Raw genomic sequence first — 921 nt, forward strand, 5'->3', positions numbered from 1 at the left:
CTACCGCGGACAGCGTGGACGAGGTTGTGGTGCAGGTTGAAATAGCGCCCGCTCATCAACGGCGTCATGCGCGGCGTGTTCGTGCGAACTGCGATGATGTCCGCTTTCTTGCCAACCTCCAACGAGCCGAGCTCATGTTCGAGGCCGATGCTGCGCGCTCCCGTGATCGTGCCCATGCGGAGCACATCCCAAGCGTCGAGCGCCCCCGCGTTCAACGTGTTGAGCTTGGCCAGCAGCGACGCGCACTTCATGTCGTCAAACATGTCGAGATTGTTGTTCTCTTTTTCCCCGTCGGTGCCGATGCCGACCGCCACGCCGGCAGCCAGGAGCTTCTCGACGGGCGCCGTGCCGCTCGCAAGCTTCATGTTGCTGACGGGATTGTGGACGACCCCCACCCCGTGCTCGGCGATGATTTCAATTTCGCTGTCGTCTAGCCAGACGCAGTGGGCGAGCAGCACCTTCCTCGGTTCGAATAGCCCAAGATGCCGAAGTGCGTCGACAGGCCTCAGCCCGTAGCGGCGTTTCATTTCGCGCAGTTCGATCTCAGCTTCATTGCTGTGGGTATGGAAGCCGGTATCGAACTTCCTGGCGAGATCGATCACGCCGGCATACTTGTCTTCGGTCGCGTAGAAGGCGTGCTCCAGGCCGACCCAGACATGGATGCGGTCGTCGCATTTGCGGTGCCATTCCTCCAGCAGCCGCTCATTCGTCTCCAGCGTCTCGAAATAGTTGTAGTCGGGATGCTCGCCCACGTAAGGCACGAGCACCGAACGGTTGCCGATCGTCGCCGCCGCGCGCGCGCTGCCATCCATGTAGCGCCACATATCGACAATCGTCGTGGTGCCCGACAGCACCGCCTCCGCATAGCACAGCCAGGAAGCAACTTCGGCCTCGCGCGGGTTCAGCACCCTGTGCATCGGG

Annotated in this window: 1 protein-coding gene; it reads right to left on the reverse strand. The window is 61.9% G+C overall.

Features of this window, described 5'->3' with window-relative positions:
- Positions 1 to 908: amidohydrolase family protein (locus EN780_RS35445; RefSeq protein ID WP_245500231.1), on the reverse strand; the 908-nt coding region annotated here is incomplete at its 3' end.
- Positions 909 to 921 lie beyond the last annotated feature (13 nt).

The sequence above is a fragment of the Mesorhizobium sp. M4B.F.Ca.ET.089.01.1.1 genome (genome assembly GCF_004022605.1).
Lineage (GTDB): Bacteria > Pseudomonadota > Alphaproteobacteria > Rhizobiales > Rhizobiaceae > Mesorhizobium > Mesorhizobium abyssinicae.